This window comes from Pseudomonas sp. ANT_H12B (assembly GCF_008369325.1).
Taxonomy (GTDB): Bacteria; Pseudomonadota; Gammaproteobacteria; order Pseudomonadales; family Pseudomonadaceae; genus Aquipseudomonas.
In genome coordinates this window covers 71,255-92,329 of sequence record NZ_VOBI01000002.1, presented here as the reverse complement: position 1 = coordinate 92,329, position 21,075 = coordinate 71,255, and the positions used below count along the sequence as shown (strand labels likewise).

Sequence of the window (21,075 nt, the reverse complement as noted above, 5' to 3'; positions counted from 1 at the left end):
CCATGTCGCGTTACCTTTTTTTATCGCTATGCATGGTTTTTTCCGTGGCCCAGGCCGCCGAAAAAACCAAGGACAATGACGCTCACGATCTCGCTTACAGTCTGGGTGCGAGCCTCGGCGAACGCTTGCGCCAGGAGGTTCCTGACCTGCAACTTCAGGCGTTGGTAGAAGGTTTACAGCAAGCCTATCAAGGCAAACCCCTGGCCCTGAAAGATGAGCGGATCGAACACATTCTTGCCGAGCATGAAGCTCAGGCCTCCTTGCAACCGGCCATGCCGCAGAGCGAAGTTGCCCTGGAAAAAGAGCGCAGTTTTCTCGCCGAGGAAAAAGCCAAACCCGGAGTTCGCGAACTGGCAGATGGAATATTGCTGACGGAGTTGGCACCGGGTGCTGGCGTCAAAGCCGGGCCGAACGGCAAGGTCCAGGTGCTGTATGTCGGTCGCCTTCCCGACGGCACCGTGTTCGATCAGAACAGTCAACCGCAGTGGTTCAGTCTCGATAGCGTGATCAGTGGATGGCGCAGCGCATTACAGCAAATGCCGGTCGGCGCGAAATGGCGCCTGGTCATTCCATCGGCCCAGGCCTATGGCGCCGACGGTGCCGGCGACGTGATCGCGCCATTCACACCGTTGGTATTCGAAATCGAATTGCGCGGTGCCACAAGCTGAGTTCCGGGAACGAAAAACGGCGCGCATAGCGCACCGTTTTTTTTGAGATGTTGCAGGGAGAGGGTTCAGGCCTGAACCGAATCCTCTTCTTTGTGAGCGGTGTGCAGCACTTCGATCAGGCAGTCTTCCAGTTCGAAGCGTTCATGCAACAGGCCACCCAGCTCCTTGAATTTCTCTGCTACGCACTTACCTGCATCACACAGGTCGTTGAACGCGAGCAGCTTCTCGGTGATGACGTCGATGCGCGGGTAGATCGTCTCGGCCAGCTCCAGACCACGGGTATCACCAAACGCCTTGGCTTCGCCGGTCAGCTGTTCGTAGATCTCGAAATGCCCGGCAGACACGTAATCCACCAGTACTCCGCAGAATTCCTGTAACGGTTTTCGATTTTCGCCCAGCGCCTCAGGCTTGGCGCCGAGAGCATCATAGGCCCGAACCAGTTCGTGACGCTCCTGCAACCATCGATCGATCAGCAGATGCACTCCACCCCAGCGTTCCTGAGCATTCTGACAACTTTCGAGCATGGCGATCTCTCTTCCCTTGTGGGTCATGCTGCCCTACACCTGTCGCACACTTGAAGATCAAGAATCGGTCAGGCAGAACGTCATTCGAGCAACATATTTCCAATGACACGTGCGGGCCAGATTATGCCCGCGCGACAAGGCCTTCAAGGTACGCAGGAGATAAAGTTCATACAAGTGTTTAATCGCCCGTCAGCGCCCGGTGCGACGACTCGCCGCTGAGCGGTCGCTGACAGGTGATCCAGACAAGTCGCAGCAACTGATAAATGCCCACGATCATCATCGCGACGAAAAACAGCAGGCTCCACTCCGGGATGCTCAAGTCGAACAGCGTCCAGGAAATTTGCGCACAGTCCGCAGAACCTTCGAACATCCGCTGCACGACACACCGCCAGGGTGTGCTGGCGAACAGCTCAGCCAGATTGGGCGAGCAGCCCGACAGCTGTTGCACCGGATCGCTCTGTAACAATACCTGCCGCCACGCCGTGACCGTACCCGCCAGACTGCAGAGCAGACCGAGCAACCAATACACAGATGAGCCGAGTCGGCCCGGGCCATGCACCGAAGCCATCAGGCAGACACCCAAGAGCAGCGCCAGACAAAAACGCTGCAACAGGCACAACCCGCAAGGTTTGAGACCGACCGCATATTCCAGGTAATAGGAAACGCCCAAGACCAGGGCACCCGTAATGAAAACCATGAAAAACAAGGAGCGTGAGCAGGCCAAAGACATGGCTTTTCCGTAACAGTAGAGACAGGCGGTTACGGTAGAGGAAAGCGCGCCAGCCTTTCAAGGCAGGCCAGCAGGGACACTTCAGCAGAAGTGTAGGGAATTCCCGACAGAATCGAGAGGATTTGATGTAGTCCCACGTAGGACGATGCCGTTAAGGGACTACAACGCCAAACATTCGGCGCGATTCGAGCTACTTGATTGCCTTCCAACCGACCCACTAGCAGCTGGCGCAGCCTACGTTCGGCTGCGTAGCGGTCGCTAATCCTGCCGACTCGATCTACCGGCAATAACCAGGGTGTCTAAATTACGCCTGCTGCGCAGCGAACGCAGGCTGCGCCGGCGGCTATGTCCAGCGTCAGTATCAAGCTTGAACTGCAACTGGCAACGGTGCCGCCAGCAAGCGTTCGTCCAGCAAGCCCAAACCTTCCTGGAACAGTTGGTTGCTGCGCTCGGTATCGCCCAATTGCGCCAGCAGCCGCGCCAGTTCCGCACAAGCTTCCGGATTGCGCTGCACACGCAGGCTGCTTTCCAGATAATCCCGGGCCTTGCCCCATAGGCTGCTTTGCAGGCACAAACGTCCGAGGGTCAACAGCAGGCTCGGATCGGCCGGATGGTCCTTGAGCCAGCCTTCGGCCGTTTGCAATTGACGCGCCGGATCACTGCCGCGAACAAGTCCATAGAGGCGTGCCAGATGGCTGTCGTAGTTGCGCTTGAGCGCTGTGCGCAATACCTCTTCAGCTTTGACCTGCGCACCCAGTTGACGCAATTGCTCGGCATAAGCGAGCACCAGCTGCGGCTCCTGACGCTGCGCCGAGGTCAACTGCTGCCAGGCGCGATCAAGCGATTGCAGACCGACCGTTCCGTCCTCCTCCTGATGCGCCGCCAAGGACAAGTTCTCCCCCCAGGCCCGGCGTTCCAGTTCGGCCAATTCCGCCGGAGGCAGGACCTTGTCCTTGCGTAGCTCCGGCAGCAGGCGAATGACGGCCGACCAGTCGCCGCGCTGTTGATGCAAGCGCTGCAACTGACGCAGGGTCTGGACGTTATGAGGATGACGCTCATGCATGGCTTGCAAGGTCTCCAGAGCGCCTTCGGTATCACCGCGGTCTGTCTGCAATTGTGCATGACTCAGGGCAATCGCCAACTCGGCCTGGGGCTGTCGCTCGAGTGCGCGCTCCAACAGGCTGTCGCTTTCCTCGTAATGACCTTGTTCGTTCGCGGCGCGGGCAGCGCCGAGATAATAAAGCAGCGGCTGGCGCTCGGCTTCGGCGGCCCGATGCAGATGGCGCTGAGCGCTGGCCCACCGCCCCTCGGCCAGATCCAGCTGACCGTGCTCGATCGCCACTTGCACCCGGCGGCTGCGATTGCGCCGTGACCAGGGATTGACCACGCCGCTGGAGGTCGTCACCAGTTCGATCAACGCCTTGATACCCCAGAACACCAGCCAGAGCACCGCGATCAATGCCAAAGCCGCCCACAGGCTCGATTCGTAACGGAAGCTCTTGTAGGCGATCAGCACGTAGCCGGAATGCTCGGCGATCGCCAACCCCAGCGCGGCGGCGGCAGCGATAACCAGAAACACGATCACGTAGAGGCGTTTCATGGCGTGACCTCCTGCGCAGTGCTCGCAGCAGGTTTGGCCATGGGCTTGATCGAATCCTCGGCGTTGACATTACGCCGTTCCAGATACCCCTGAACCGCACTCAGCGTGCCAGTCAGATCTGGCGTGGCCACAGTAACCGGCTGCTTGCTCAACTCGCCAACCTGCTCAAGCATGACTTTGCTCTGAGGGTTGTCCGGGTTGAAGTTGCCCGTGAGCACGTCCCGCGCCTCCGCCAGCGCCTGGGTGTAAACGGCTGCCTGGCCATTGAGCGCGGCCCATTGCGCCTGCTCCAGCGCCAGGCTCAGGGCCAGGCGCACCTGGCTCAGGCTCTGCCCGGCCAGCAACGGACGTACATTCTTGTCGGCGTTGAAGTCGATGCGGATGTAGCGCGAGACCTGATCCCACCATTGCGCCCAGCGACTGGCGCCGTCGCCATCAGCGGTGAGACCCAACAGGGATTCGCCACGATCCTTATACTCGGGTGCCAGTTCGGTGAGGTTGATCACCTGATCGCGCAGCGCGCCCAGTCGCAGGAACAGCCCGGTGCGGTCCGGCTGTTCGGTGCTGCGCAATGCGACCAGCGTTTTGGCTACTTGCTCACGAGCGGCAAAGGAACCCGGATCGTTCTGTTCGCGCAGAATTTCATCGGCACCCTGCACCAGGGCCTGGGCGCTGCTGATGTCCTGCAATGCGGAAAGACGCAGGCTGGCCAAACGCAGCAAATGCTCGGCCTCAGCCAGACGCCAATCCTTGCGGCTGGCGCCGAGCACTGTTTCCAGACGTTGATTCAAGCGCTGTTGATCGCCTTGAAGTTGCACGACCAAACGACTGCGCGCGTCGAGCTCGTCGGCGGCAGGCAATTGTTCCAGGCGAGCAGTCAGGCGTTGTTCATTGAGCTTCAGGTCCTGCGCCTGATCGTTCAATGCCTGGACCTGACTCAACTGCTGTTGCGTATTGGCTTGCAGGTGTCGCACCTGCCAGACTCCCCAACCGCCTACGGCGACACCGGCAGCGCCCAGCAGCAGCGCGACGATTGCCAGCCCATTGCCTCGGCGCTGCTCTGCGGCAGGTGAAGGAGTTTCAACCGGCGCATCAGGCACTGGCTGGACGTCATCTTTAGGCAAGGCTGTTTCGCTCACGTATCCATCCTTTGCATTAGAGAACGGGTCCGGGATGCTCCCGTAACGCCGTCAGCAAAGCCGCGGCACTGGCGCCGCGACAATCCACAACTGTTTGGGCCCCGGCGGCACGTGCCAGCTCGGCGACCCTGGGGCTTGGAACAAACAACGGCAACCGCGCCAACTGCGGCCAGGCATCGCCGGCCAACTGATGCAGGTGCTCAAAACCCTGTCCACTGCTGACCACCAGCCCGTTCAAGCGTTCCGCTTCGATCCGGTCAGGCAGTGCTCCCGGCGGGTACTGCGGCAGGCCGCGACTGTACAACTCCAGATACTCGACACTAGCACCTAGTTCGCGCAAACGCTCAGCCAGCAACTCGCGCCCGCCCTCTCCGCGCATGATCAATACGCGTGGATCGAGCCGTGCGATCGCCTTGCGCAATTGAGGAAGTTCAAGCAAGGCTTCGCTGTCATCACCCTCGTCCGGGAAACTCACGTTCAACCCATTATCTTCGAGGATCTGCGCAGTCGATGCGCCCACGCTGAACCAGCGTGGGGACGGTGGTTGCGGCCAATACTGATTGACCAGATCCACGCCCATTCTGGCGGCCGGCTTGCTGACCACGATCACCGCACAATAGCGATCCAGACCCTGAATCACCTCGCGCATTGTGTCAGAGACAGCAATCGGCTCTATTTCCAAAAGCGGCAAGCTGCTGCTGAAAATCCCCTTTTCGGCCAAAAGACTGCTCAGCGCCGCCGACTCATCCGCGGGACGCGTCAGCAGCAGGCGCCAGCCGGTCACTCGTGACCTGCCTCGCCATAGACTGCCTTGAGAATGTCGTTGGCGCCTTGACTCAGCAGGTCTTCAGCCACTTGCACACCCAAGGCTTCGGCATCGCTGCGCGGCGCACGAGCTTCGGCGCTGAGCAGCAGGCCGCCGCTCGGATCACCAACCAGACCACGCAACCAGACCTGCTCGCCTTCAAGCACGGCGTAGCAGGCGATGGGCACCTGGCAGCCGCCATTCAAATGCTTGTTGAGCGCACGTTCGGCAGTCACGCGGGTGGCGGTGTCCTGATGGTGCAGCGGCGCCAGCAACGCGTGAATTTCAGTATCGACGCTGCGGCACTCGATACCCACCGCGCCCTGGCCACCAGCCGGCAGGCTGTCATCGACGCTGATGGCCGAGGTGATGCGATCTTCAAAGCCAAGACGGATCAGGCCCGCGGCGGCAAGGATGATGGCGTCATATTCGCCGGCATCGAGTTTGGCCAGGCGCGTGTTGACATTGCCGCGCAGGAAGCGGATTTCCAGGTCCGGTCGACGGGTCAGCAGTTGGGCCTGGCGACGCAGGCTCGAGGTGCCTACAATGCTGCCTTGCGGCAATTCATCCAGGCTGGCGTAGGTATTGGAGACGAACGCATCGCGCGGGTCTTCGCGCTCGCAGATGCAGAACAGACCCAGCCCTTCGGGGAAGTCCATCGGCACGTCTTTCATGGAGTGCACGGCGATGTCGGCTTCGTTTTCCAGCAGCGCCGTTTCCAGCTCCTTGACGAACAGGCCCTTGCCGCCGATTTTCGACAGCGGCGAGTCGAGCAACTTGTCGCCGCGACTGACCATGGGCACCAACGTCACGAGCAGTCCCGGATGGGACTCCTCCAGACGGGCTTTGACGTATTCGGCCTGCCACAGGGCGAGAGCACTTTTACGGGTGGCGATGCGGATTTCGCGAGAGGACATGGATCAATCCGTACTGAATAGATACGGCGGATAATAACAGCTCAGCCAAATCCACTTTGACTTGTATCAAAAACTGCTTGGCCTCCCTGGCCTCGGATGTCCGGCAATCGGGTGTGAAATTCGCCTGTGAGCGACGAATTAAAGCTGTTGCATCATTTTACGAACGCCGGCCACATGGCGCCGACTGACGATCAGAGCGTCACCGTTCAGGCCTTTGAGGAACAGCTGAAAATGCCCCAGAGGCGTTCGTTGCAGGCGTTCGATTCGCTCGCGGGCAACCAGTGCGTTGCGGTGAATACGCACGAACCGGTCACCAAATTCATCTTCGAGGGCCTTGAGCGGTTCATCCAGCAGTACTTCGCCGCCTTCGTGGCGCAAGGTCACGTATTTGTGATCCGCAATGAAGTAGACCACCTGATCCAACGGGATCAGTTCGATACCTTTTCGGGTACGGGCGCTGATGTGACTGCGTGGGCCGCTGCCACTTTCGGCGGCGGGGCGAGTCAGGGCGGAGAGCTGGACGCGATTGGGACGCTCGGCCTTTTTTAACGCTTCGTGTAGATGTTCTGTACGCACAGGTTTCACCAGATAGCCTACGGCGCTGGCCTGTAAGGCTTCCACGGCAAATTCATCGGGTCCTGTACAAAACACAACGGCAGGCGGGGTTTCGCGTTCGCACAGTCGTGCAGCCACTTGCAGTCCATCCAGGCCCGGCATGCGAATATCGAGCAACACGATATCCGGTTTGTGGCTGTCGATCAGTGCCAACGCCTCTTCGCCGTTCGTGGCGCTGGGCTCCAGGACACTGTATCCCTCGAGTTCGCCGACCATTCGGCTCAGGCGCTCGCGGGCAAGGGGTTCGTCATCAACGATCAGGACATTCATATTGCGCTGGATTCCTGCGTGAGTCTCGCACAAGGATAGCGTAGACAGGTGAAGTGACGTCCGTCACCGCGATCCACGCTAAGACTAGCGCGATGGCCAAAAAGTGCCGCGCGACCGACGGCTAAATTTTCATCTGCCGAACGATTGGCGGCTCTGGCCCGCGTGGGCGAGGCATCGCCGTAGGGTTTGCTGATACACAATATGAACACCCCCTCTTCTTATAGTCGGCCGCAGCGCCAGGAAGTGCGCTGTTCCTACTGTCCAACTGTAGACGGTTGCCGGGACGATATTGCTCAATTGAAAAATATCGTTGCACAAGCCTTATTCGAGTATGGACCGAGGCATGAGAAAAAAACGTGTCGACCAGTGTCAGCGACAGGATTGGCAACCCTGTTATTATCCGCGACAGCTTTCAACGCCATCTTTCTTCAGCCGATACGAGCGAATTCATGAGCACTGACAAGACCAATCAGTCCTGGGGCGGCCGCTTCAGTGAACCCGTCGACGCCTTCGTCGCCCGCTTCACCGCCTCCGTCACTTTCGACCAGCGCCTGTATCGCCACGACATCATGGGCTCGATCGCCCACGCCACCATGCTGGCCAAGGTCGGCGTGCTGACCGATGCCGAGCGCGACAGCATCACCGATGGCCTGAAGACCATCCAGGGTGAAATCGAGGCCGGCCAGTTCGACTGGCGCATCGACCTCGAAGACGTGCACATGAACATCGAAGCACGCCTGACAGACCGCATCGGCGTCACCGGTAAAAAGCTGCACACCGGTCGCAGCCGTAACGACCAGGTCGCCACCGACATCCGCCTGTGGCTGCGGGACGAGATCGACCTGATCCTGAGCGAAATCACCCGCCTGCAAAAAGGCTTGCTGGAACAGGCAGAGCGTGAAGCCGGCAGCATCATGCCGGGCTTCACTCACCTGCAAACCGCGCAGCCGGTGACCTTCGGGCACCACATGCTGGCCTGGTTCGAAATGCTCAGCCGCGACTACGAGCGCCTGGTCGACTGCCGCAAACGTACCAATCGCATGCCGCTGGGCAGCGCCGCACTGGCAGGCACCACCTACCCGATCGACCGCGAATACACCGCTCAACTGCTGGGCTTCGACGCTGTGGGCGGTAACTCGCTGGACAACGTGTCCGATCGTGACTTCGCCATCGAGTTCTGCTCGGCCGCGAGCATCGCGATGATGCACTTGTCGCGCTTCTCCGAAGAGCTGGTGCTGTGGACCAGCGCGCAGTTCCAGTTCATCGATCTACCAGACCGTTTCTGCACTGGCAGCTCGATCATGCCGCAAAAGAAAAACCCGGACGTGCCGGAGCTGGTGCGTGGCAAGACCGGCCGTGTATTCGGCGCGCTGATGGGCCTGCTGACCCTGATGAAAGGCCAGCCATTGGCCTACAACAAGGACAACCAGGAAGACAAGGAACCGCTGTTCGACGCCGCCGACACACTGCGCGACTCGCTGCGGGCCTTTGCCGACATGATCCCGGCGATCAAACCCAAGCACGCGATGATGCGCGAAGCGGCGCTGCGCGGTTTCTCCACCGCCACCGACCTGGCTGACTACCTGGTACGCCGTGGCCTACCGTTCCGTGACTGTCACGAAATCGTTGGCCATGCCGTGAAGTACGGCGTGGAAAGCGGCAAGGATCTGGCGGAAATGAGCCTGGAAGAACTGCGCAAGTTCAGCGACCAGATCGACCAGGACGTGTTCGCCGTGCTGACCCTGGAAGGCTCGGTGAATGCCCGTGACCACATCGGCGGCACTGCGCCGGTGCAGGTGAAGAAGGCTGTGGTTCGCGGCCAGGCATTGCTCGCCAGCCGCTAAATCGCCAAAAGCTTCGTCGGAACGCCGCCCGCAGCAGGCTCGCTCCCACATTTGGAATGCGTTCCCCTGTGGGAGCGAGCCTGCTCGCGAAAGCGGTCTTGAAGACGCTGTAAAACCTACTTCTTGGACGCGACCATCGCTAAAAACGCTGGCATCGCCGCGTCCTTGTCCGCCGCAATCCGCTGCACGTTCGGGTTCTGTTCCAAACGCTCCAGCAGCGCCCTGGCCGCCGGCATCTGCGCCAGCAAATCCAGATCAAACAGCTTCTGCGCCACCGCACAGGCGAGCGGCACACTGTAGAGGAAATACAAATCCGCAATGCTCAAACTGTCGCCTGCCACATATGGGGCGAATTTGCCGTGCCTGTTCAACGACGCAAAACCCAGTAGCAGTTCAGCCTTGGTCTTGTCCTTGATCGCATCCGGCACGGTCATGCCGAAAAACGCTTCGCCGTAGCAGGCACGCCCGGGCAGTTCGATGTACAGCTCGATTTCCTTGGCCAGCGCCAGGACCTGCGACCGCTCAAAGGGATCGCTCGGCAGCAGCGGCGTGCCTTTCTGACTTTGTTCGAGGTATTCGAGGATCACGCTGGTTTCGTTGACAAAACCCTGTTCGACGCCCAGCACCGGCACCTTCCCGCGCGGGCTGATGACGAATGCCTCGGGGCTAGGGCTTGGGTAAAACAGGACTTCTTCGAACGGCAGTCCCTTCTCCAGCAGCGCCAGCTGGACCATGTTGTAGTAGTTGCTGACGGAAAATCCATAAAGCTTGAGCATCACTTAGCCTCCAGGCCGTGCGGGGTTGGCAGTGCCTGTTTATAGAACGCCCGGGCGCATCTTGCCAGCAGCATCACAGCGCTGAATGCAGGTAAACTGGCCGCCTTAACTTGAGGAGCCTGCCATGAGCGAGCCAACAGATATCGAGATCGACGAAGAAGAGTTCGCCGAAAACACCCTGGTCGAAGCCATCGAAAACCAGATCGAAAGTGACAACCCGCCGGCCGCCAAGGCGACCTTCAACAAGTTGACCCTGGTCGGTTACGAGCGTGAAGAAATCCTCAATCTGATGGCCCACGTTCTGGCCGTGGAAATCGACGCCATCCTTGAAGAAGACCGCGCGTTCAATACCGAGTGGTACGAAACAGCGCTGCGCGCATTGCCAGAGTTGCCGCCTGAAAAGAAGTAAACGAATACCCTGTGGGAGCGAGCCTGCTTGCGAAAGCGTAATGTCAGTTAACATTGATGCTGGATGTGACGACCTCTTGAGGAGCGAGCCAGCCCGCTCCCACACAAATTGTCACCCATCACTCCAGCCTTCCCCCAGACCCTGTCTACACTGCTAACCACCCCGCTGCCGCACCACCCACCGGGGAATGCTTCCTGAGGCGAAAAAAACCCTGATGCGAGCACTGGACATGCCGCACAAGTGGGCTCACCTTAGGGGCGCTGTCGTCCAATTCCTAGAAAGTCTGGAGTCCTTATGTCGCTTACCCCTGAGTTGGTTGCCGAACTGGAAATCCTCGCCCTCTTCAACCTGGACAGTTCCCAGGAAGGTTTGAAAATTCATCAGACCGCTGCCCCGAAAGCCATTGCTGCCGCTCAACGCCTGTACGAAAAAGAACTGATCGACCAGCCCGATGGTGGTTATCTGACCAGTCTGGGTCGTGACGCCGCACAAAACGTACAAACCGTTCTGACGATTCTGAGCGTCCAGGAAACAGCCTGAGCATCACCGCATCGCCCACGGAAACCCCTGCTACGGGATTTCCGCGGGCACACTTTGTTAGCTGCCGTCGCCGCGCGGTAGAAATCTGACGTCAAAAACACAAAATCAGCTTAAAAGTCCCGAGGCCGAGGCGCTAAACTGCCCCTCATCCGCAGACTTCCCACCTCCGAGCCCCGCGAGCCGGTTTGAGCTGACATGACCCGCAACCATGAAATCCGTCCTGATCTGGACGAAGGAATCGACCGCAAGGTGCTCAGCCAACTGCGCGCACGGTTTCTGAAGCTCAACGACGGCCGTATGGCGCGCGCCATGGAAGGGTTGTCGACCCGCCAGCAAGCGGTGTTGACCCTGTTGCCGCTGTTTTTCCACGTCAATCACCCACTGTTGCCGGGATACGTCTCGGGCAGCACACCGGCCGGGCTGTCGAATTACGAGCCTGACGCCAACGTCCTCGCTGAAGCCCAACGCCTGACTCGCTCGTTTTCCTATAAGCCACGCCACGGCAGCAATCCGCCGCGACCGATTCACGGCCTGTTTTTGATGGGTAGTCTTGGCACTCTGGCTCAGGCCGATCAGAGCGACATGGACGTGTGGGTCTGCCACGCGCCGGACCTGAGCGAAACCGAACTCACCGAGCTGAACAAAAAATGTCAGCTGCTTGAAACCTGGGCTGCCAGCCAGGGCGCCGAGGCGCATTTCTTCCTGATCGACCCGATCCGTTTCGTACGTGGCGAGCGCGATACGCAACTGAGCTCGGAAGACTGCGGCACCACTCAGCACTATCTGTTGCTGGACGAGTTTTATCGCACCGCGATCTGGCTGGCCGGACGCACGCCGATCTGGTGGCTGGTGCCGGTCTACGAAGAGGCAAGTTACGACCGTTACACCCACACATTGATGTCCAAGCGATTCATCCGTGCCGACGAAACGCTGGACTTGGGGCATATGGCCTTTATTCCGCCCGGCGAGTTCATCGGTGCCGGGCTCTGGCAGTTGTTCAAGGGCATCGAGTCGCCGTACAAATCGGTGCTCAAGCTGCTGTTGATCGAGGTCTACGCCAGCGAACACCCCAAGGTCCATTGCCTGAGCCTGCGTTTCAAGCAAGCGGTGTTCGCCAATCGGCTGGACCTCGATGAGCTGGACCCTTACGTCGTGGTTTACCGGCGCATCGAGGAATACCTCACCGCCCGTGGCGAACCGGAACGGCTGGAGCTGGTTCGCCGCGCGCTATACCTGAAGGTCAATCGCAAGCTCACTGGCAGCAGCCGCACTCAGAGCTGGCAACGTTCGTTGCTCGAACGCCTGGCCCACGAATGGCACTGGGATCATCGCCAATTGGCCTTGCTCGATAGCCGCAGCCAGTGGAAAGTCCGCCAGGTCGGCGCTGAGCGCAGAGCATTGGTCAACGAGCTGAATTACAGCTACCGCTTCCTGACGCAGTTCGCCCGCAACGATCAGACCGTCGGCCTGATCAACAAACGCGACCTCAACGTACTCGGTCGACGCCTTTACGCCGCCTTCGAACGCAAGGCCGACAAGGTCGAGTTCATCAACCCGGGCATCGCCCCGGACCTGGCCGAAGACACCCTGACCCTGGTGCAGGCGCGGAACAAGAAAGAATCGGGGCAAACCCAATGGGGTTTGTACAACGGCAGCCTGACGGTCCACGAGTGGGAGCATTTCGCGCCGATCAAGCGCAGTCGCCAACTGCTCGAGCTGCTGACCTGGTGCCATCGCAACGGCGTGATCGACAGCGGCACCCGTCTGGCCTTGCATCCCGGCACCAGCGACCTGAGCGAGTTCGAACTGTTCAACTTGCTCGGCAGCCTGCAACAGACCATCGCCCTGCCCCTGCCCACCGTTGCCGAAGAACCACTGCTGCGTCCCAGCGTGCCGAGCGAGGTGCTGATTCTGGTGAACGTCGGGGTCGATCCGCTCAAGCACCACCGTGATCTGAACATCCTGATGACCACCGAGCGTACCGATTCGCTGAGCTACGCCGGCGTTCGAGAAAACCTGGTGCTGACCCTGGACCAGGTCACGCTCAACAGCTGGAATGAGGTGCTGGTCAATCGCTTCGACGGTCCTCACGCTCTGCTCGACTGCTTGCGCGATTACCTCAACAACCTGCCGAGCGGGCTGCAACAGCCAAAATTACGCGTACGTTGCTTCTGTCACAACCGTGCGCAGTTCATCGCCCAGCGGGTTGAAGAAATCCTCGATACCGCGCAAAACCTGCTGCTGAGCAAACTCAATCATCGCTACCTGATTCAGGTGCAGCAGCATTACCACGTGCTGGAGCTGGTGCCCGGCCAGGTCAACCACGTCGCACTCGCCACGCTGCCGGCACTGTTCGATTACCTCGGTGAAGAACTGACGAGCTACAGCCCTCTGCATCTGGACCCGATGGCACTGGAAGACCACGACCTGGCGCTGCTTCTACCCATGGGTCAGCCCGACTGCATTCAGGTGTTCTACCGGGTCAACGAAGACCAGGTCGACCTGTATGTGCTCGATGAATTCAATGCCCTGTGCCAGCAGCGTTTGCCCTGGCACGACGAACAAAGCCTGTTGGTGCCGTTGCAGCGTTTCCTGCAATCGATCCAGTATCGGCGTGACGCCTTGCTGCCGATGGACGCCGCCCAGCGCCAGAGCCCGGAAACCTTGTACTACCAATTGTTGCCATCCGGCCCCGGCCGAGTCCGGCGGGTCGAAGCGCGGCTGGCGCCGCAAACTCCGGTCAACAAACCGTTCTACGACGTGCAGGCGATCATCGGCAAAGCCGCGCCGGGCAAGGTGCAGGTCACGTTGTATTGCAATCAGCGGGAGTTTTCAGAGCTGGAACATGGCGACCTGCTGTTTCGCGTGGTCGCCCGGGAAATTGTCGGGCAGCGCCGCGAAACCGAACGCTACCGGTGCTACATCACCGATCTGGACCTGTCGGGCCTGCTCGATGACGGTCAGTGTTCAAGCAATTTGTATTTGCGCTACAAGGCCGACCTGGAGCGCGCATTGAACGAGGCGCTCGAGCAGGTCTGACGGGTTTATTCCGGAAAGTGGCCGCCCTCGGCCGGCTGCGATTCAACTTCCAGCAGGGTCAGTTTCAGCGTTTTGCCGCCCGGTGCTAGCCAGTCGATGTGCTGACCAACCTTAAGGCCGAGCAGTGCACTGCCGACCGGCGCAAGAATGGAAATTTTGCCGTCGTCGGCATTGGCATCCTTCGGGTAAACCAAAGTCAGGTGATAGTCCTTGCCGCTGATTTCTTCGCGGCAATGCACGCGGGAATTCATGGTCACGACATCGGCAGGCACATCTTCGTGACTGACCAGAGTATCGGCGCGATCCAGCTCGGTTTGCAGCGCGATAACGCCCGGCAGCGTGTCATCCAGGCTGTCGATCAGGCGTTCCAGACGTTGCACGTCCAGACGGGTAAGGGTGATGGAAGGTACGGTCATGATCCAGGCAGACTCCTTTCTTCTGCACGAAAAAAGCAAAACCCCGCCAGAAAAAGGCGGGGTTTTCACGAGCCTCGATGGGTTGAGGCGTACCCGGACACTATCACAGCCCAATAAATATACAAGTCAGGGGACAAGGGACCCGATAGGGGGAAATGATGCGTCGGCCAAGTAGAGATCCTGTAGGAGCGGGCTTGCCCGCTCCCACAGGTTGTGCGTCAGACGCAGGATTTGCGTTGAGCAGCCTGGGCGCAGATGACCCGCCGCCGCTCATCATCCGCCGAGCGCCATTCGCGGATGTCTTCGACGTGGCGAAAACACCCGAGACAGACCTTCTGCTCATCCAATCGACACACGCCGCTGCACGGCGACGGCACCGCCGGGCTGACGTTGCTGTAGAGCGGCTTTGGCGGACGAACGGGTGCAGGCTGGGTCACGGTTTTACAGACCTTCGAAATCGAGTTCGGCGTCGGCCTGCTGCTTGACGATGCGCTCAAGCATTTCGCCCAATTGCTCTTCGCTCTTGTCACACATCCAGCGCTCGCTTTCTTCGTCGTAATCGAAGTGGAACCCGCCGGAAACGGCCGCGAGCCACAGCTGGCGCAGCGGTTCCTGACGGCTGAAGATCAACTGGCTGCCGTTCTCGAACTTCACGGTCAGCACGCCAGCCGAGCTCTCCAGATCGATGTCCAGATCACACTCGTCGAAAATATCCTCCAGCGACTGCTGGGTGGCATCGACCAGGTCGTGGAAACGGGCTTCAGTCAAACTCATTGCGGGAACCTCAAAAAGTGTCTACTCACGCTCAAGCGCCGCAAGATACGGGCGAGCCCCGGTGATTGCAAAGGATAACGGCCAAGGGGTCGATACAGCCAGGTTAAACACCGGACCTGTGGGAGCGGGCTTGCCCGCGAAGAGGCCGGCACATTCAAGATAATTGTTGACTGATACTCCGTCTTCGCGGGCAAGCCCGCTCCCACAGGTATTGTGTATGGCCAGCCTGCATCAGTCCAAGCCCCGCCGGACGGGAGCTCCGTTACATAGGCAAGCTGCCGGGTGGCCGGTATACTCCGGCGCAATTAACGCATTTTCAAGGATTTCGCCATGAAGCGCCTGATCTCTTCCTTCGCTGCGCTCGCTTCGCTCGTCGCTTTTGTCAGCCTATTATCGGCCTGTGGTCAAAAAGGCCCGCTGTACCTGCCTGACGAGAACCAGGATCCTGCAGAGCAGGCCAAGTCGTCGCAACAACAGCCTGCGTCCAAATCACACAAGCACGACGTCTACTAAGGGAACGCCATGGACGCTTTTAACTACCGTGGCGGGGAGCTGTTCGCGGAAGGTGTTGCCCTGTCCGCCATCGCTGAACGCTTTGGCACACCGACCTATGTCTACTCCCGCGCCCACATCGAAGCCCAGTACCTGGCTTACGCCGACGCACTGGCCGGCATGCCGCACCTGGTCTGCTTTGCCGTCAAGGCCAACTCCAACCTGGGTGTACTGAATGTCCTGGCCCGTCTCGGCGCCGGTTTTGACATCGTCTCCCGTGGCGAGCTCGAACGCGTACTGGCCGCTGGTGGCAGCGCCGACAAGATCGTGTTCTCCGGTGTCGGCAAGACCCGTGACGACATGCGTCGTGCCCTGGAAGTCGGCGTGCACTGCTTCAACGTCGAATCCACCGATGAGCTGGAACGTCTGCAAGTGGTCGCCGCCGAGCTGGGCGTTCGTGCGCCGATCTCGCTACGCGTGAACCCGGATGTCGACGCCGGCACTCACCCGTACATTTCCACCGGTCTTAAAGAGAACAAGTTCGGCATCGCCATTGCCGACGCCGAAGACGTGTACATCCGCGCCGCCCAACTGCCAAACCTGGAAGTCGTCGGTGTCGATTGCCACATCGGTTCGCAACTGACCACCCTGCCACCGTTCATCGATGCCCTCGACCGCCTGCTGGGCCTGGTCGACCGCCTCGGCGATTGCGGCATCTACCTGCGCCACATCGATCTCGGTGGCGGTCTAGGCGTGCGTTATCGCGATGAAGAGCCGCCATTGGCCGCCGACTACATCAAAGCCGTGCGCGAGCGTCTCGACGGTCGTGACCTGGCGCTGGTGTTCGAACCGGGCCGCTTCATCGTCGCCAACGCCGGCGTGCTGCTGACTCAGGTCGAGTACCTCAAGCACACCGAACACAAAGACTTCGCCATCGTCGACGCGGCCATGAACGACCTGATCCGCCCGGCGCTGTACCAGGCCTGGATGGACGTCACCGCCGTGCGGCCACGCGATACTGCTGCTCGTGCCTACGATATCGTCGGGCCGATCTGCGAGACCGGCGACTTCCTGGCCAAGGATCGTCAGTTGGCCCTGGAAGAAGGCGACCTGCTGGCCGTGCATTCGGCCGGTGCCTATGGGTTTGTCATGAGTTCCAACTACAACACCCGCGGCCGCGCCGCTGAAGTGTTGGTGGACGGTGATCAGGCGGTTGAAGTGCGTCGCCGTGAGACGGTAGCCGAGTTGTTTGCTGGCGAAAGCCTGCTGCCGGAGTAAAACCATGCTGCTGCGTTTTACCAAAATGCACGGCCTGGGCAATGACTTCATGGTCCTGGACCTGGTCAGCCAGCACGCGCACATCCTGCCCAAGCACGCCAAACAATGGGGCGATCGGCACACAGGCATCGGTTTCGACCAGTTGCTGATCGTCGAAGCACCGAGCAACCCGGACGTGGATTTTCGCTATCGGATCTTCAACGCCGACGGTTCCGAAGTGGAACAGTGCGGCAACGGTGCTCGCTGTTTCGCACGCTTCGTGCTCGACAAGCGCCTGACCGCGAAACGGCTGATCCACGTCGAAACCAAAAGCGGCATCATCGAACTGGATATCCGCAGCGACGGCCAGATCGGTGTCAACATGGGCGCACCGCGCCTGGTACCGGCCGATATTCCATTTGAAGCGCCGGAACAGGCCCTGAGTTATCAGGTTGACGTCGACGGTACTGCGATCGAACTGGCCGCCATCTCCATGGGCAACCCCCATGCCGTGCTGCGAGTCAGCGACATCAACAATGCACCGGTGCATGAACTGGGGCCGAAAATCGAAAACCATCCGCGCTTCCCGGCGCGGGTCAATGTCGGTTTTCTCCAGGTCATCGACCGGAACCGCGCGCAATTGCGCGTCTGGGAACGTGGGGCCGGGGAAACCCAGGCCTGCGGAACCGGCGCCTGCGCTGCCGCAGTGGCCGCGATCAGCCAGGGGTGGATGGATTCGCCGCTATTGATCGACCTGCCCGGCGGGCGTCTGTCCATCGAATGGGCAGGCCCTGGCCAACCGGTCATGATGACCGGCCCGGCAGTACGCGTTTATGAAGGACAAGTGCGTCTTTGAGAGAGTCGAATCCATGAAAGATAAGCCCCAGGTTCCCGCCCTACAGCCCGACGAATCCCCTTCCGAAAGCCTTGAGGCGGCGGCGATTGCCGCGTACCTGGAGGCTCATCCGGATTTCTTCGTCGAGCATGAAGACCTGCTCGCAACCTTGCGCATTCCGCACCAGCGCGGCGACACCATTTCGCTGGTCGAACGCCAGATGACCATCCTGCGCGACCGCAACATCGAATTGCGTCATCGCCTCTCGCACTTGATGGACGTCGCCCGCGACAACGACCGACTTTTCGACAAGACCCGCCGCCTGATTCTCGCGCTGATGGACGCCACCACCCTGGAAGATGTGGTGATCAGCGTCGAAGACAGCCTGCGCCAGGACTTCCAGGTGCCCTTTGTCAGTTTGATCCTGCTGGGTGACAACCCGATGCCGGTGGGCCGCTGGGTCACTCATGCCGACGCGCAAACAGCCATCGGTGGCTTGCTCTCGGAAGACAAAAGCGTCAGCGGCAGCCTGCGTGAGCACGAACTGGACTTCCTGTTCGGTGAAGAACAGCGCAAGCAGATCGGTTCCACCGCCGTCGTCGCCATCAGCTATCAAGGCATCCACGGCGTCCTGGCCATCGCCAGCCGCGACCCGCAGCACTACAAGAGCTCGGTGGGCACGCTATTCCTCAGCTACATCGCCGAAGTCATGGGTCGCGTGCTGCCACGGGTCAACACCTCCCTGCGCTCGGTGCGCTGATCGTGGAACGGCAACTGGACGCTTACTGCGAACACCTGCGCAGTGAGCGGCAGGTGTCGCCTCACACGCTGTACGCCTACCGCCATGACCTCGACAAAGTGCTGGGCTGGTGCGTCAAACAGAACATCAGCAGCTGGGCCGCGCTGGACATCCAGCGCCTGCGCAGCCTGATCGCTCGCCTGCATTCACAAGGTCAATCGTCCCGCAGCCTGGCGCGGTTGCTGTCGGCGGTGCGCGGGCTCTATCACTATCTGAACCGCGAAGGACTTTGCGAGCATGACCCGGCCAACGGTCTGGCACCGCCCAAAGGCGAGCGACGCCTGCCGAAAACCCTCGACACCGACCGTGCGCTGCAACTGCTTGAGGGCGCGGTGGAGGATGATTTTCTGGCGCGACGGGATCAGGCGATTCTTGAATTGTTCTATTCCTCCGGACTACGACTTTCGGAACTGACGGGGCTGAATGTTGACCAACTGGATCTGGCCGACGGCATGGTCCAGGTGCTCGGGAAAGGCAGCAAGACCCGTCTGCTGCCAGTGGGTAAAAAGGCCCGCGAAGCCCTGGAACTGTGGCTTCCGCTGCGGGCCATGACCAATCCTGCGGACGATGCGGTGTTTGTCAGCCAGCAAGGTCGGCGTCTGGGGCCTCGGGCGATTCAGGTGCGGGTTAAAGCCGCTGGCGAGCGTGAGCTGGGACAGAACCTGCACCCGCACATGCTGCGGCACTCCTTCGCCAGCCACTTGCTGGAGTCCTCACAGGACTTGCGAGCCGTGCAGGAATTGCTCGGCCACTCGGACATCAAGACCACCCAGATCTACACCCACCTGGATTTCCAGCATCTGGCGACGGTATACGACAGCGCCCATCCAAGGGCCAAACGCATTAAGGGCGATGATTCATGACCATCCAATTGATCACCTTCGACCTCGACGACACCCTGTGGGACACCGCCCCGGTAATCGTCAGCGCCGAAGCCGTATTGCGTGAATGGCTGACCGAGCATGCGCCGAACCTTGGAGCCGTGCCGGTTGAGCATTTGTGGGCCATTCGTGAGCGAATCCTGAGCAGCGAACCGAGCCTCAAGCACCGCATCAGCGCCCTGCGGCGCCGGGTATTGTTCCAGGCGTTGGAAGACGCGGGCTACGACCACGGGCAGGCTTCAGACCTGGCCGACAAGAGTTTTGAAGTGTTTCTGCATGCGCGGCATCAGATCGAGGTATTCCCTGAAGTCGAGCCGACGCTAGAGACCCTGGCCAAGCATTACGCCTTGGGCGTGGTCACCAACGGCAATGCCGATGTTCGTCGGTTAGGGCTGGCGGATTACTTCAAGTTTGCGCTGTGCGCCGAAGACATCGGCATCGCCAAGCCGGATGCGCGACTGTTTCATGAGGCATTGCAACGGGGCGGCGCGATTGCCGAGACGGCGGTGCATGTCGGCGATCATCCGGGTGATGACATTGCCGGGGCGCAGCAGGCAGGGTTGCGGGCGATCTGGTTTAACCCGGCCGGCAAAGTGTGGGAAGCAGATCACTTGCCGGACGCCGAGATTCGTAGCTTGAGCGACTTGCCAGCGCTGCTGGCCCGGTGGAACGCCCAACACGGATCCTGAATTCACACAGGGATCACTGCAGATTTCCAGATTTTTACTCCGCCCATAAAAAAGCCCGCAGCGACGGCGGGCTTTTTCAGCAAGCAAGCAGCAACCTTAGATAGGCCGGCTACCGTACTTGTTGTCAGGCTTCTTGGGAGGATCGGCGACCACATTGGCCTCCACTTCCTGCACCTTGCCGCCTTTGGAGAGAAACTCCTCCATAGCGCGCGCCAGAGCGTCTCGCTCTTTGTTCTTGGCTTCGACGCTCGGCAATTCATCAACCGATACCGCCGCCTTGGCCTTGCCTTTGGCCGTCGGAGCGGGTGCATCACCGCCGTCGTCGTCCGCGACGTCTTCTGCCGCCGCTTCCAAGCCTTCTTCAGCCTCGTCTTCGTCGCCTACTTCGAGGTCGTCGTTTTCCAGATCATCGTCGCTCATGTTCTACCTCATGACTTGCGAAAAGCAGATTAGTTATAGCCCAGCTTCGCCGTCTGTCGACGGCCGCCGGAAAAAATTCAACCGCCGTTGGTGACCAACGGCTTATTCCCCTTCACCGTGCACGGTGGCGAGGACTTTACGGGCACCGCCATGATCACGGTGCTCGCCCAGATAAACGCCTTGCCAGGTCCCCAGCGCCAATCGGCCTGCCGAAATCGGCAAACTGAGCTGACAGCCAAGCACGCTGGCCTTGAAGTGCGCCGGGAGGTCGTCCAGGCCTTCGTCGTTATGCTCATAGCCGTCTGTTCCTTGTGGGATCAGACGATTGAAAAATCGTTCGAAGTCGCGACGTACCGCCGGATCGGCGTTCTCGTTGATGGTCAACGACGCCGAGGTATGCTGCAGCCACAAATGCAACAGACCGACCCGACATGCCTTGAGTTCAGGCAGGCCGGCGAGTAACTCGTCCGTTACCAGATGAAAGCCCCGGGGCCTCGCCCGCAGGGTAATCAGAGTCTGTTGCCACATACAGTTCTCCGCACGTTCGGGGCGCATTCTAGCGCGCTCTGGGAAAAAACAAAGGCCCTAATATTCCTTCAATCATGTAAGCCATTGGCCGCAGAAAAACGTCCGTCG

The 21,075-nt window shown here is 60.0% G+C and carries 24 protein-coding genes; 11 read left to right on the top strand and 13 right to left on the bottom strand.

The window, feature by feature from the left end; genetic code table 11:
- Positions 1-2 precede the first annotated feature (2 nt).
- On the top strand, positions 3-668 hold the full coding sequence (locus tag FQ185_RS03295) for an FKBP-type peptidyl-prolyl cis-trans isomerase (protein WP_149416231.1): 666 nt from the start codon (positions 3-5) through the stop codon (positions 666-668).
- 65 nt (positions 669-733) lie between these two features.
- Here the strand turns inward: FQ185_RS03295 and FQ185_RS03290 are convergent, their stop codons facing one another.
- The 7 genes from FQ185_RS03290 to FQ185_RS03260 form a co-directional block, all read right to left on the bottom strand.
- On the bottom strand, positions 734-1,192 hold the full coding sequence (locus tag FQ185_RS03290) for an Rsd/AlgQ family anti-sigma factor (RefSeq protein WP_007899333.1): 459 nt from the start codon (positions 1,190-1,192) through the stop codon (positions 734-736).
- Positions 1,193-1,370: 178 nt separating this feature from the next.
- Positions 1,371-1,922: a disulfide bond formation protein B gene (locus FQ185_RS03285; protein ID WP_149416230.1), complete on the bottom strand. Its 552-nt coding sequence runs from the start codon at positions 1,920-1,922 to the stop codon at positions 1,371-1,373.
- A 361-nt stretch (positions 1,923-2,283) separates the two neighbouring features.
- Entirely contained in the window at positions 2,284-3,522 is a 1,239-nt protein-coding gene (locus FQ185_RS03280; protein WP_149416229.1) for a heme biosynthesis protein HemY, read from the bottom strand.
- On the bottom strand, positions 3,519-4,661 hold the full coding sequence (locus FQ185_RS03275; protein ID WP_149416228.1) for a uroporphyrinogen-III C-methyltransferase: 1,143 nt from the start codon (positions 4,659-4,661) through the stop codon (positions 3,519-3,521). Before FQ185_RS03275 ends, FQ185_RS03280 begins: the two co-directional genes overlap by 4 nt.
- 16 nt (positions 4,662-4,677) lie before the next feature.
- On the bottom strand, positions 4,678-5,445 hold the full coding sequence (locus FQ185_RS03270) for a uroporphyrinogen-III synthase (RefSeq protein WP_149416227.1): 768 nt from the start codon (positions 5,443-5,445) through the stop codon (positions 4,678-4,680).
- Positions 5,442-6,383, bottom strand: a complete 942-nt coding sequence (gene hemC / locus FQ185_RS03265; protein ID WP_149416226.1) for a hydroxymethylbilane synthase — start codon at positions 6,381-6,383, stop codon at positions 5,442-5,444. The genes FQ185_RS03270 and hemC overlap by 4 nt, the downstream gene beginning before the upstream one ends.
- Before the next feature lie 138 nt (positions 6,384-6,521).
- A complete protein-coding gene (locus tag FQ185_RS03260) occupies positions 6,522-7,268 on the bottom strand; it encodes a LytTR family DNA-binding domain-containing protein (RefSeq protein ID WP_149416225.1) in 747 nt (248 codons plus the stop codon).
- A gap of 449 nt (positions 7,269-7,717) precedes the next feature.
- Here FQ185_RS03260 and argH point away from each other — a divergent pair, with 449 nt between their 5' ends.
- Entirely contained in the window at positions 7,718-9,112 is a 1,395-nt protein-coding gene (gene argH / locus FQ185_RS03255) for an argininosuccinate lyase (RefSeq protein ID WP_149416224.1), read from the top strand.
- A gap of 116 nt (positions 9,113-9,228) precedes the next feature.
- Here the strand turns inward: argH and FQ185_RS03250 are convergent, their stop codons facing one another.
- A complete protein-coding gene (locus tag FQ185_RS03250) occupies positions 9,229-9,888 on the bottom strand; it encodes a glutathione S-transferase family protein (RefSeq protein ID WP_149416223.1) in 660 nt (219 codons plus the stop codon).
- Positions 9,889-10,012: 124 nt separating this feature from the next.
- Between FQ185_RS03250 and FQ185_RS03245 the strand changes: the two genes are divergently transcribed.
- The 3 genes from FQ185_RS03245 (at position 10,013) to FQ185_RS03235 (ending at position 13,876) form a co-directional block, all read left to right on the top strand.
- A complete protein-coding gene (locus tag FQ185_RS03245; RefSeq protein ID WP_045059685.1) occupies positions 10,013-10,297 on the top strand; it encodes a hypothetical protein in 285 nt (94 codons plus the stop codon).
- Positions 10,298-10,591: 294 nt separating this feature from the next.
- Positions 10,592-10,837, top strand: coding sequence for a TIGR02647 family protein (locus FQ185_RS03240; protein ID WP_094470036.1), 246 nt, complete (start codon positions 10,592-10,594; stop codon positions 10,835-10,837).
- A gap of 195 nt (positions 10,838-11,032) precedes the next feature.
- Positions 11,033-13,876, top strand: a complete 2,844-nt coding sequence (locus tag FQ185_RS03235) for a class I adenylate cyclase (protein WP_149416222.1) — start codon at positions 11,033-11,035, stop codon at positions 13,874-13,876.
- A 5-nt stretch (positions 13,877-13,881) separates the two neighbouring features.
- Here the strand turns inward: FQ185_RS03235 and rnk are convergent, their stop codons facing one another.
- The 3 genes from rnk to cyaY form a co-directional block, all read right to left on the bottom strand.
- Positions 13,882-14,292: a nucleoside diphosphate kinase regulator gene (gene rnk, locus FQ185_RS03230; protein ID WP_149416221.1), complete on the bottom strand. Its 411-nt coding sequence runs from the start codon at positions 14,290-14,292 to the stop codon at positions 13,882-13,884.
- A 218-nt stretch (positions 14,293-14,510) separates the two neighbouring features.
- Positions 14,511-14,729, bottom strand: coding sequence for a DUF1289 domain-containing protein (locus FQ185_RS03225; RefSeq protein ID WP_149416220.1), 219 nt, complete (start codon positions 14,727-14,729; stop codon positions 14,511-14,513).
- Between the two features lie 4 nt (positions 14,730-14,733).
- Positions 14,734-15,066 (bottom strand): iron donor protein CyaY, encoded by a 333-nt coding sequence (cyaY, locus tag FQ185_RS03220; protein ID WP_149416219.1) that lies wholly within the window; start codon positions 15,064-15,066, stop codon positions 14,734-14,736.
- Between the two features lie 330 nt (positions 15,067-15,396).
- Here cyaY and FQ185_RS03210 point away from each other — a divergent pair, with 330 nt between their 5' ends.
- From FQ185_RS03210 to FQ185_RS03185, 6 genes are read left to right on the top strand one after another with little or no spacing between them, the layout of a single operon-like run.
- Positions 15,397-15,579 (top strand): lipoprotein, encoded by a 183-nt coding sequence (locus FQ185_RS03210; protein ID WP_149416218.1) that lies wholly within the window; start codon positions 15,397-15,399, stop codon positions 15,577-15,579.
- 9 nt (positions 15,580-15,588) lie between these two features.
- Complete coding sequence (lysA, locus tag FQ185_RS03205) at positions 15,589-16,836, top strand: diaminopimelate decarboxylase (RefSeq protein ID WP_149416217.1); 1,248 nt, start codon at positions 15,589-15,591, stop codon at positions 16,834-16,836.
- A gap of 4 nt (positions 16,837-16,840) precedes the next feature.
- On the top strand, positions 16,841-17,671 hold the full coding sequence (gene dapF / locus FQ185_RS03200; RefSeq protein ID WP_149416216.1) for a diaminopimelate epimerase: 831 nt from the start codon (positions 16,841-16,843) through the stop codon (positions 17,669-17,671).
- Between the two features lie 13 nt (positions 17,672-17,684).
- Complete coding sequence (locus FQ185_RS03195) at positions 17,685-18,410, top strand: DUF484 family protein (protein ID WP_149416215.1); 726 nt, start codon at positions 17,685-17,687, stop codon at positions 18,408-18,410.
- Positions 18,411-18,412: 2 nt separating this feature from the next.
- Positions 18,413-19,312 (top strand): tyrosine recombinase XerC, encoded by a 900-nt coding sequence (gene xerC / locus FQ185_RS03190; protein WP_149416214.1) that lies wholly within the window; start codon positions 18,413-18,415, stop codon positions 19,310-19,312.
- Complete coding sequence (locus FQ185_RS03185) at positions 19,309-20,019, top strand: HAD family hydrolase (RefSeq protein ID WP_149416213.1); 711 nt, start codon at positions 19,309-19,311, stop codon at positions 20,017-20,019. Before xerC ends, FQ185_RS03185 begins: the two co-directional genes overlap by 4 nt.
- A gap of 96 nt (positions 20,020-20,115) precedes the next feature.
- Here the strand turns inward: FQ185_RS03185 and sutA are convergent, their stop codons facing one another.
- Entirely contained in the window at positions 20,116-20,439 is a 324-nt protein-coding gene (sutA, locus tag FQ185_RS03180; RefSeq protein WP_149416212.1) for a transcriptional regulator SutA, read from the bottom strand.
- 102 nt (positions 20,440-20,541) lie between these two features.
- Positions 20,542-20,967: a secondary thiamine-phosphate synthase enzyme YjbQ gene (locus FQ185_RS03175; protein WP_007894872.1), complete on the bottom strand. Its 426-nt coding sequence runs from the start codon at positions 20,965-20,967 to the stop codon at positions 20,542-20,544.
- Positions 20,968-21,075: the final 108 nt, after the last annotated feature.